Consider the following 9181-nt stretch of genomic DNA (forward strand, 5'->3'; position numbering starts at 1 on the left):
AAACCGGGGGCCTGGGTGCGACGCCGCGGTGAGGCCGCATGGCCGAATGCGCGACGGACCGAAGGGCCGTTCTCCCCTGCGACACGCGAAGCCGAGCTGGGGAGGCCGCAAGGCTTAGCCCAAGGTTGATGTGCTGGCGACGCCGCTGCCGACTATAAGGATTGCTTTTCCAAGCATTCGACGTGATGGGCGAATTGTGGTCATTCGTTGCGATCTGCGCGAGTCTGTTTAACGCAAGTACCTGGCAACCTCCTCTCACGCGGCGCCCGCTCGAGGATTTGGATCCGCTGAATCAGACCTAGCCGCCGAGGCATTGGCGTGAGATATAGGGGCAATAGAGGGTAGGTGGTAAGCCACGCATTGTCAGTTGGTCGGCTACCATTCGCACTATGTCAGTTCTCTCTACGTGCGTTCGGCCAGTAGGATGAATTGGTCTCAAGAATCGACTCAAGATGCCGCATGTAAATAGAAAGTAACGTAGTATCATGGAAGTTCTGTTCTCAACAAATCTCAAGCCAATGGCCGACTTGGAAGTGGGAGAAATCGGTCTCTGTAACTTTGGCAGAGGGGCAGAACTCGCCATGCTTGTTGTAAAACTCGATGAAGACCTTGGCTTCGCGACACTGAATGGCCAAGGCGACGACCTATTCAGTATTCACTATGTAGATCACAGACCTGACCTCTGCCTCTCGTATGGCCAAGACTGGAAACTGGTGCTCGACCCCGCTGGAGATATCCAAGTGGGAAGCTACGCCTCACCTGAAATTGGCGACATCGTCATGTGGAACGGTGCCTTTGGCTTATGCGCATTTCAGTCCCGAGGGCCTATGAGGAACAAGATCAACTGTCCACTGGCAGGTACTAAACCCGACAGATCACCCATCGAAGCAGTATTTAGGTCCTGGAAAATTGTCCTCAACGAAAATGATCCCGAGACTGGTCTCGCGCCCGTGATCTTCCGCCATTCTGCCAAGAAGGTTTCGCAACCTTGATGGAAGCATCGTCAAACAAAACCAGACACCCGTAAAGTTGCTGATGCGGTTACTGAAGTGGCTTCACAAACATCTGCCAATAAGTTTCTGCCGCACCCTCGAACGTCAGCTTCTGGTCTCTGTTTTGGCCAAAGTGTGCCATCCCCATACTCCGCAGATACAGGGTTTGCTCATCGGCCTCGACGGTTAGGTTCTCATTGAACCCGTTGGTGTCTGCATTTTCGGTCGCAGTGTAAGCAATGCCCCCCATATGCCGCCCCCCCATGAACACGGTGCAGCGGCTAGCAGACTGACCGTTATGGTAGGCAACAGCGCTGAAGCGATTTGCGTCAAGCCTGCGGAACGACCCGTCAATCTCGGGATTGCGAGCCGACAATTCAGAAAGCGAGTTCTCGAAATATTTTGCCATGAACTCAAACGCCTCGGTCTGGAAAGCATCACGATCACGGTCTGTGAACGTTTTGGCCACCCGCAGATTACTTGACCGGATCACTTGAGCCGGTGTCGATCTGTTGACTGACTGCGTGTTTTGCATGATGGCAGGTGCCGCTGACTGCTTGGTGACCGATTGTGGACTACCGATGCGCTTTGCTGCCGCCTGAACGGCTTCGGCGACGAGACGGAACGCATGGTCGATGTCCGGCCATTGCGTGACCGGACGACCGTCCGTTGGCGTGGCCATCAGCTTGCCGAAGGGTGCGCCATGCCAGAGGCAATCGCGCAGAATGACCGGGATCACGATGGCCTCTCCCACCTTATGCCGTTCCAGCGCACGAGTCATCTCGATCTCATAACAATAGTCAGAGTTTAGAAAATCCGGGCTTACCAGCAGCAGGATGATCTCATCGGCTTCAATGTGCGCGTCGATCTCACCGGCGAAGTCCTGCCCCGCCTCAATCCGGCGGTCGTGCCAGGTCTCTATCAGGCCTTGACGCTGAAGGATTCTGAGCTGGCGTTCCAGCTGGTCTCGTAGTGCCTCGTCAGCGTGGCAGTAGGAAAAGAAAACCGTCGTCATGTTAACCCATCATTGAAAATCAGTGAGCCTGGTTGCGCGCCAGGATTTGCTGCTCGGTGCCTTCACGCCCCATGAGAGAGGCCATCTTCTTAGCCTTCTCGTATCCCTCGGGAAGTTTCGCGATCTCTGCCCTAAGTTTATGACGTTCTAGGTGCTGAACGTTTGGCATGAGAAGCGTTTGATCTCGCACCACCACGCCCGTTACGACTACCGGCGCATTAATCTGACCGATTTCCTTTGACGCTTTGAAGCTGTGACCATGGTGAGCAAGCCGCTCCTTGATCGCATGAACCAGCACCCCGGGAACGTTTTGCCCAGAAACTGTTATGTCATCGACATACACGCTAACCTGGCATCCGGCATCACGGGTCAGCTGATCAATCTCGTCCCACATGTCAGCGTAGGCCCAAAAGGCCAGCGATGGGCTGGCAGGGCTTCCGGCTGGCAGAACCCCGTTCAGCGTTGTGAGATCAAGGAGGACCTTCACTACGTCGGGAGGGCACCCAAGATATTTTCCAAAGAACCATGCTACCTTGCTGGCTGTGCAGCTCGGATAGAAATCTTCGATGTCGAGAAGATGGAACGCTGCTGCACCGCGATGCCGTGCGGCATTGTCGATGTTCGAGCGACCGCGCACTGGCGACATCAGGTAGTCCGGAGTTTTCACCCGCAGCAGCAACTCTCCGATCCGCCGTTGAATACGCTTCAGATCGCCCCGTGGTGCAAGGACAGGACGGAATGTTCCGTCTTTTTTCTTCTTGCGCAGAGGCTTGTAGAGATCGGGTGCGGCCTTCAACTCAGCAAACTTCTCGGAACTGGTCTGTAATAGTTTGAACAACTTTTTGCGTGTGCTGCACCGATAGAGGGCACATTGATCGAGGGCATAGGACTTGTCGCGGCGCTTCGTCATGATGACGCTCGCTTCCGCTCGATCATCCTCAGAAAATCAAGTATCTTGTCAGCGACAACCCCACGCGCTTTCTCGATAGCGCCCGGCGTCGTGCCTTCTGTCAGCTTCTCGTCAAAAAACCAGATCGAACTGACTGGCAGATCAAACTCTTCGGCGTATCGTGCAACGATTTCCTGACTTGGCACTTTCCGGCATCGTTCGATATCAGAAAGGTGCGATTGGGAAATATCGAGGCGTTCCGCCAACTCGTTCTGTTTCAGGTCATGGAAGACCCGGATCAATCTCAGTGCTTCACCTAGCATTCTCGGTCCTCCTTTCGCCAAATGCGAACATTAAGGGTCGCGCGGTTAGTCGCCGGACAACCGGGACAGCCATTCGATGAGGTCAAAGAGTTTCCCCATCCCCCAGGCTACCCAGAATGCGCCCTTTAACAGGCGAGACTTCCACGTCGGCTTGCGCTTCCGTTTTGTCTCGCGTGTCCCACGCTGGCTGATCTCGTCGGTGTCGTAAGCCATGTTATGGCCTCCTCTGCTGGCCCTGCCGCAGGATTGCGGAAGGGTGTCGCCACCAGCGCGAGGAACGGAGAGACCGTCCTTATCCCTTATGCTGGCCCCCCGGGGTCGCCCGGGGGGCCGCCGCCCCGCCGCCGCCACAGGGGCCGCTTGGGGGGTAGGCGTCAGAGGGAACTAGCCCCTCCACGGATCGGTGAACCGACCCTAAGTACAGCGATTTTATTCCGAACCGAACCGAAGCCCGGCATACCGATAAGACATAGATAGGATCTTCCTTGCGCGATACAAGATCGCTGTAGGCGATTTTTTTGCAACTTCCCTAAGGGACACCGTTACGAACGAAGACGCCGTCATCGAGGCCCTGAAAGTCCAAGAAGGTCGCTTCCGGACCTTCGCTGTATCCGTCACCGATGTCCGGTTTTGGCCTATTTTGTTGAAAAACTCGTGCTTGATCGAAGCGTAAGTTGCTGATTCAATTCTTCTGGCCAGCGGGAGAATTGAGCAATGTTGGGACCGAGACAGGAAGCTCAGGCAGCACTATTCTACGAGTTCTCGCTTGAGGATCACGTCCCTATGGATCACCTGCTTCGATCCATCGATCGGTTTGTCGATCTGAGCAGCATCCGCACCCATCTTGCCGGTTTCTACAGCCACACAGGCCGCCCGTCGGTCGATCCCGAACGGCTGATCCGGATGCTGCTCGTTGGCTATTGCTTCGGCATCCGGTCGGAACGGCGGCTGTGCGAAGAGGTGCATCTGAACCTCGCGTATCGCTGGTTTTGCCGCCTCGATCTGAGCGACCGGGTCCCGGATCATTCGACGTTTTCCAAGAACCGGCACGGGCGCTTCCGCGAGAGCGAACTTCTGCGACACCTGTTCGAGACGACCGTCGCGCGTTGCATCGCCGAAGGGCTGGTCAGTGGACAACGCATGGCGATCGATGCCAGCCTGATCGAGGCGGATGCCAACAAGCAGAACTCTACGCCGAAGGACGACTGGGACGCGGCGCGGATCGACCCGGCTGATGCGCCCCGTGCGGTTCGCGAGTATCTCGACACGCTGGATGAAGCCGCCTTCGGGGCCGCCAGCGAGGTGCAGCCAAAGTTCACCTCGCATTCAGACCCGGCCAGCCAATGGACGGCGGCGCGTAAAGGTCCTGCATTCTTCAGTTATTCCGACAATTACCTGATCGACACGGATCATGGTGTCATTGTCGATGTGGAAGCCACGAGGTCGATCCGGCAGGCCGAGGTCGGCTCGACGAAGACCATGCTGAAACGGGTAAAGGAGAAGTTCGACCTGCATCCCGAGCGCCTGATCGCGGACACGGCCTATGGCACCGGGCCGATGCTGGGCTGGCTGGTCGACCGCAAGATCGCGCCCCACATCCCGGTCATAGACAAGTCCGGGCGCACCGACGGAACCTGGACGCGGGCGGACTTCGAATGGGATGCCGAGAACGACCAATACATCTGCCCCGAGGGCCATGAGCTGAAGCAGTTCCGCCGGAACTATTCCGACCCGAACCGGGGGCCGACAGGCAAGGGTGTCGCCAAATACCGTGGCCTGAAGCTCACCTGCCAAGCCTGCCCCTCGAAGTCACGCTGCTGCCCGAACATGGACTTCCGGTCGATCACCCGCGAGGAACATGAAGATGCCCGCCAAGCCGCCCGATACATTGCGAAGACCCGCCAATACGACATCTCGATGAAGCTCCGAAAAAAGGTCGAGATGCTATTTGCCCACCTCAAACGCATCCTTGGCCTGGGCCGACTGCGATTACGTGGTCCATGCGGCGCAAATGACGAATTCCTCCTCGCCGCCACCGCCCAGAACCTCCGGAAATTGGCCAAGATCTTTCCGGCACCGCAGCAAACGCGCAAAGCCTGACAGGAAAGGTGCTCGCGCCGAATTTGGATCGGCTATTTCTGCGCTCGCAAACGTTAGTTTTTCCACAGAATCGGCCGAGTGCATTGCTTCAGTCCAGATCGACGCCGCCGAGGCGCGGCACATGGACATGCGTTCGTACAAGAAATGCAGCGGCCGCGCCGGCCAAAGCGCCGAAGAGATGCGCCTCCCACGAGACGCTGGGTTGGCCTGGAAAAACGCCCCAGAGAAGGGAGCCATAGAGAACACCGACCACCAGTGCCGCGCCCAGCGTGATCGGGGAGCGATCCACGAGGCCGCGCGCGACGAGGAAGCCAAACCAGCCGAAGACGAGCCCTGACGCGCCGATATGGATGGCCGAGCTTCCGAACAGCCAGACAAGACCGCCGCCGAGGCCGATCACCACGGCGTTCACGGCCAGCAAGGCCCGCGTGGTCGTAGCCACCAGCAGCCCACCCATCACCAGGAGCGGCGGCGTATTGGCCATAAGATGCGCGAAGCTTCCATGCAGGAGGGGCATGGCGATGACACCATCCAATCCGCTGACATGCCGGGGGATCAGGCCGAAGGCCGGGTTCAAACCGTAACCGAAGATCCAATTGACGACCTGGACCGCCCAGAGCAGCGCGACAAAGGCGACAAGCGCCGCGGTGCGCCGAAAGAAGGCGCGCATGTGATCCCGGTTCATCATGTTGGCGACAGTAGACGTCACCACAGCGCCTTCAATGGTTTTCGCGCGCTGCACTGGATGCCGCCGCCTGCAACGGAGTTCGGGGCGGCCAACTTGGTTACAGCCCAAGCCAAGAAAATGGCCTCGATCTTACACAGTGTTCCCCGGGCGAAAGGGCTGCGGTTCACGCTCGGGGCGCTTCAGGGCTTCGGCGTATTTGCGGGCATTGCCGTCAATCGTGCCGTGCCAGAGCTGCGAGACGAAGGCCCGGGCGTCTTGGACCGTCATGTCTTTCAGCGAAGGGGACAGCGCCATGAAAAGCTCATCTTTGCTGATCGCAGCGGCACTGTGCATAGCGTCCGCGTAAAATGAAGGGTCGTTCAGGACCTGTTCGCTTAGCGGCATCAGCGCAAGGTTCTCCTCCGGGATCGCCATGAAGATCGTGTCCTGCAGGTCGGTCAGATACGCACGCCGCGATGTGGACACCGGCTTTCCCACCGCCTTGGCCTCCAGATATGCCTGCCTTGTCCTGTCGAGCTTTGACCTTGCATGGGACATGATGACGGCGCGTTGTCGGGCGGGTAGCGCGAATCCGGTGCAGCGCTCGATATGGGCGAGGAGATCTTCAACCTCTGCCTCAACATCAAAGCTCTCGAACCATGGAACCGTCCCTGATCTAGCCGCCCCGCGCCCGCCCTCGATATTGCGTTAATATATTATTGTATCGCATTTGCACCTGATCGCAAGCGGGTGGCGTCCTTCACGCCAACGGACATGGGAAAAGGGGAACCGTGGTCCCACGGCTCCCCTTTCGGTTCAGGTCGTCTCCCCCTCGCGCGCCGATTAGGCGACCAAGGAGAGCCCCGCGCCCGCGTCCTGCGGCTGCTCACCGCTGTCGATGAACGGGATGATCGAGAAGGTCTGCCCGCCGCGCTGTTCTTCGTTCTGCACGGCGTTGACGCGCAGGTCGCCATCGGGCGTGTTGATCAGCAGTGACAGGTAGTCATTGCCCGTGCGGCTGCTTTTGGCCATCCACGCCGAGCCGACGCGGATCGGTGTGCCCCGGGGCGAGCTGACCTCGATGCGGTAATCGGGGTGGGTCTCCTCGGATTTGTAGCTGTTCTCGATCAGCATGAACTCCAGATCGAACATCATGTTGGCGATGTAGCCCGTGAAGGCGTTGTCGGCGTCCATGGCGGTGAGCTCGCCCGAGAGCGAGCCGGATTTCATCAGGCCGTTCGAGACCAGCGGGATGATCTCGAAGTCCCCGCTCTGGGCCGCGCGCGCCTCTTTCGTCTGCACCGCGTTGACCCGGAAGGGGCCCAAGCCGACATCGATCTGCATCGAGATGTAGGGGTTGCCACTGGTATTGCCGGTCTCGTTCCAGGCCGTGCCGATGCGCACCTTGCGGCCTGTTTTGTTGACTGCCGTTACGTCAAAATCCGGGCTGCGTTCGGACATCTTGGCCCGCGCCTCCAATTGGATGGCGATGTCAAAGCGCGTCGAATGGATCATGCCGGTGTACTGAGCGGCTGCGGTCTCGACATTGCGGGTGAGGGTTCCTGCGAACATGGGATGGTTCCTTTTGGATTGGCCGGTGTCTGACGTTCTTGCCAGCGCATCCGGGATTGCTTTCTCGACCCCTTGAGGGATCACAAATCAGAAAGCCTGCTTTCCTTTCAGCCCCGCCCACGGGTCAGAGCTGCCGTCCGAGTGGGAATGCCCCCGCACCTCCGGGTGCTACGCCCCTCCCCTGCCCGTCTGGTCTTGATTGGCTGCCCGGATTTTCCGCGCTGTCCTTCGGTTGCGCGATGAAGAACTCCGTTTCTTTTCCGTTCAACCGTTGCCCGCTCCGGTCGGTCAGGCCGATGCAGCTACCGTTCGGCTGATAGGTGATCAGGTACTGACCGAGCCTGTCCTTGTGGACAATGTAGCCGGTATTGGCCCAATGCACGGTCTGGCCCGCATCGACGGCCGCCTTGATATCATTGAGTGTCATGCGATCCTCCTCAAGAAGAATGGTGGGGAAACGACGCAAGAAGCCCGATCTTCCAACCGGGCTTCCATACAGTATTCGTTTGGCAAACGGCCGAGAGCTGTCAGGCGCTTTGCGTGGCTTGCGTCGCGCGCGCCGCCATCCAATCCTTCAGGCCAAGAACCGTTCTTCCGGCGCCGACCTCGGAGGCCCAGGCAACCCTTGGGTCGCCGCAGGGCTCATCGCCGGAATGCCGGTCGATGTGGCCATTGGCCATCCATGGCTCAGGCTGTATCCGTCGCAGCCAGTCCGCCATGCTCGGGATGCGGCCCTGGCAGTCTTCACGGATATGCTGCTCGCCGATCCAGCGCACGGGGATGTCGCGGCCCGCACTATTGGTCAGTGTCAGGCCAAAAACCCGTTCGGCCTCAAACAGGCCTTGCGCATGGTGACGCATGGCGCGGTGCGTGAAGAGCGCGAGGTGCTCTTTCGAGGCATCAAACCAATCGTGCACAGACTGATAGTCAGACGGCACCCCGCCGAATTTTCGGGCAGAGCTTTCAGCATGATGAAGCGGATGGGCCATCTCACAGCCCCTCGTCATAGCTGTGCGAGCATTCGACATAGCGGTCCGCGTGATCGAGCGTGATGCTGTCTAGTGCTATGTCCCAGGTCAGCGTGCCGTAGCCGCCCTCGTTGTTTTCGAACCCCGGGTGATGGTGATAGGCGAGCGACCAGGCGAAGTCGCCAACCTCTGTGGCAAGCGGCTCCGGCAGTTGGATCTCTGCAGGCTGCACCGTCACATCCTCGACATTGCCGGAGTCGCCATAGCCTTCGTATTCGGCAGTGACCTCGCTGATGCCAAGCGCACGTAGTTGCGCGAGCAGTTCCGCTCGGGTCGCCTTCAAGGTGGTTTCGCGCTCCGCGCGCCACTGAGCCGCCATTGCGGCATAATCGATCTGGGGATTGGTCATGGGTCTGTCCTCTCGTCTGAATTTGGGGGGACCGGGCGTGGCATTGGTCTGCACGCGCCCGGAAAGCGCAGACCGGTGAAATCCAGATCCGCGACGCCCGACCGGAAGCCCGCTTCCGTAATGGGGCGGGCCTCTGTCAAGGGTTTCGGGCAAGTCAAAAATCCCGGCGAAGATCTCAACTTTCACCGAGTTTTAAGGCACAGATTCAGAAGCTTTCTTTTTCTTTTTCACTGCACCCGCACGTCA

At 58.7% G+C, this 9181-nt stretch carries 12 protein-coding genes; 2 read left to right on the top strand and 10 right to left on the bottom strand.

Annotated elements, in window-relative coordinates:
* Nucleotides 1-485 precede the first annotated feature (485 nt).
* Nucleotides 486-992, top strand: a complete 507-nt coding sequence (locus tag AC13C8_RS00180) for a hypothetical protein (protein WP_139267177.1) — start codon at nucleotides 486-488, stop codon at nucleotides 990-992.
* A gap of 49 nt (nucleotides 993-1041) precedes the next feature.
* Here AC13C8_RS00180 and AC13C8_RS00185 read toward each other — a convergent pair whose 3' ends face one another.
* The 4 genes from AC13C8_RS00185 to AC13C8_RS00200 are packed head-to-tail and all read right to left on the bottom strand — an operon-like array spanning nucleotide 1042 to nucleotide 3432.
* Nucleotides 1042-2007, bottom strand: coding sequence for a toll/interleukin-1 receptor domain-containing protein (locus tag AC13C8_RS00185; RefSeq protein WP_482845995.1), 966 nt, complete (start codon nucleotides 2005-2007; stop codon nucleotides 1042-1044).
* 19 nt (nucleotides 2008-2026) lie between these two features.
* A complete protein-coding gene (locus AC13C8_RS00190; protein WP_482845996.1) occupies nucleotides 2027-2917 on the bottom strand; it encodes a reverse transcriptase family protein in 891 nt (296 codons plus the stop codon).
* On the bottom strand, nucleotides 2914-3219 hold the full coding sequence (locus AC13C8_RS00195; protein ID WP_037240913.1) for a helix-turn-helix transcriptional regulator: 306 nt from the start codon (nucleotides 3217-3219) through the stop codon (nucleotides 2914-2916). Before AC13C8_RS00195 ends, AC13C8_RS00190 begins: the two co-directional genes overlap by 4 nt.
* A 45-nt stretch (nucleotides 3220-3264) precedes the next feature.
* Nucleotides 3265-3432 carry a hypothetical protein gene (locus AC13C8_RS00200; RefSeq protein ID WP_156108168.1) on the bottom strand — a complete coding sequence of 56 codons (168 nt, stop codon included), beginning with the start codon at nucleotides 3430-3432 and terminating at the stop codon, nucleotides 3265-3267.
* 501 nt (nucleotides 3433-3933) lie between these two features.
* Between AC13C8_RS00200 and AC13C8_RS00205 the strand changes: the two genes are divergently transcribed.
* Complete coding sequence (locus tag AC13C8_RS00205; RefSeq protein WP_482845997.1) at nucleotides 3934-5319, top strand: IS1182 family transposase; 1386 nt, start codon at nucleotides 3934-3936, stop codon at nucleotides 5317-5319.
* A gap of 88 nt (nucleotides 5320-5407) precedes the next feature.
* Here AC13C8_RS00205 and AC13C8_RS00210 read toward each other — a convergent pair whose 3' ends face one another.
* From AC13C8_RS00210 to AC13C8_RS00235, 6 genes are all read right to left on the bottom strand, one after another.
* Nucleotides 5408-5989 carry a rhomboid family intramembrane serine protease gene (locus tag AC13C8_RS00210; RefSeq protein ID WP_043872291.1) on the bottom strand — a complete coding sequence of 194 codons (582 nt, stop codon included), beginning with the start codon at nucleotides 5987-5989 and terminating at the stop codon, nucleotides 5408-5410.
* A gap of 147 nt (nucleotides 5990-6136) precedes the next feature.
* Complete coding sequence (locus AC13C8_RS00215; RefSeq protein ID WP_482845998.1) at nucleotides 6137-6544, bottom strand: hypothetical protein; 408 nt, start codon at nucleotides 6542-6544, stop codon at nucleotides 6137-6139.
* 285 nt (nucleotides 6545-6829) lie between these two features.
* Complete coding sequence (locus tag AC13C8_RS00220; protein WP_482845999.1) at nucleotides 6830-7558, bottom strand: DUF736 family protein; 729 nt, start codon at nucleotides 7556-7558, stop codon at nucleotides 6830-6832.
* 124 nt (nucleotides 7559-7682) lie between these two features.
* Nucleotides 7683-7985 carry a hypothetical protein gene (locus tag AC13C8_RS00225; RefSeq protein WP_482846000.1) on the bottom strand — a complete coding sequence of 101 codons (303 nt, stop codon included), beginning with the start codon at nucleotides 7983-7985 and terminating at the stop codon, nucleotides 7683-7685.
* 100 nt (nucleotides 7986-8085) lie between these two features.
* A complete protein-coding gene (locus AC13C8_RS00230) occupies nucleotides 8086-8547 on the bottom strand; it encodes a DUF6915 family protein (protein ID WP_482846001.1) in 462 nt (153 codons plus the stop codon).
* A gap of 1 nt (nucleotide 8548) precedes the next feature.
* Entirely contained in the window at nucleotides 8549-8935 is a 387-nt protein-coding gene (locus AC13C8_RS00235; protein WP_482846002.1) for a DUF6878 family protein, read from the bottom strand.
* Between the last annotated feature and the right edge of the window lie 246 nt (nucleotides 8936-9181).

The organism is Aliiroseovarius sp. B-4 (assembly GCF_056857795.1).

Excerpts from the sequence above, each read along its gene's own strand:
- AC13C8_RS00180 (WP_139267177.1), top strand. The coding sequence starts at position 486 with ATGGAAGTTCTGTTCTCAACAAATCTCAAGCCAATGGCCGACTTGGAA.
- AC13C8_RS00185 (WP_482845995.1), bottom strand. The coding sequence starts at position 2,007 with ATGACGACGGTTTTCTTTTCCTACTGCCACGCTGACGAGGCACTACGA.
- AC13C8_RS00190 (WP_482845996.1), bottom strand. The coding sequence starts at position 2,917 with ATGACGAAGCGCCGCGACAAGTCCTATGCCCTCGATCAATGTGCCCTC.
- AC13C8_RS00195 (WP_037240913.1), bottom strand. The coding sequence starts at position 3,219 with ATGCTAGGTGAAGCACTGAGATTGATCCGGGTCTTCCATGACCTGAAA.
- AC13C8_RS00200 (WP_156108168.1), bottom strand. The coding sequence starts at position 3,432 with ATGGCTTACGACACCGACGAGATCAGCCAGCGTGGGACACGCGAGACA.
- AC13C8_RS00205 (WP_482845997.1), top strand. The coding sequence starts at position 3,934 with ATGTTGGGACCGAGACAGGAAGCTCAGGCAGCACTATTCTACGAGTTC.
- AC13C8_RS00210 (WP_043872291.1), bottom strand. The coding sequence starts at position 5,989 with ATGCGCGCCTTCTTTCGGCGCACCGCGGCGCTTGTCGCCTTTGTCGCG.
- AC13C8_RS00215 (WP_482845998.1), bottom strand. The coding sequence starts at position 6,544 with ATGTCCCATGCAAGGTCAAAGCTCGACAGGACAAGGCAGGCATATCTG.
- AC13C8_RS00220 (WP_482845999.1), bottom strand. The coding sequence starts at position 7,558 with ATGTTCGCAGGAACCCTCACCCGCAATGTCGAGACCGCAGCCGCTCAG.
- AC13C8_RS00225 (WP_482846000.1), bottom strand. The coding sequence starts at position 7,985 with ATGACACTCAATGATATCAAGGCGGCCGTCGATGCGGGCCAGACCGTG.
- AC13C8_RS00230 (WP_482846001.1), bottom strand. The coding sequence starts at position 8,547 with ATGGCCCATCCGCTTCATCATGCTGAAAGCTCTGCCCGAAAATTCGGC.
- AC13C8_RS00235 (WP_482846002.1), bottom strand. The coding sequence starts at position 8,935 with ATGACCAATCCCCAGATCGATTATGCCGCAATGGCGGCTCAGTGGCGC.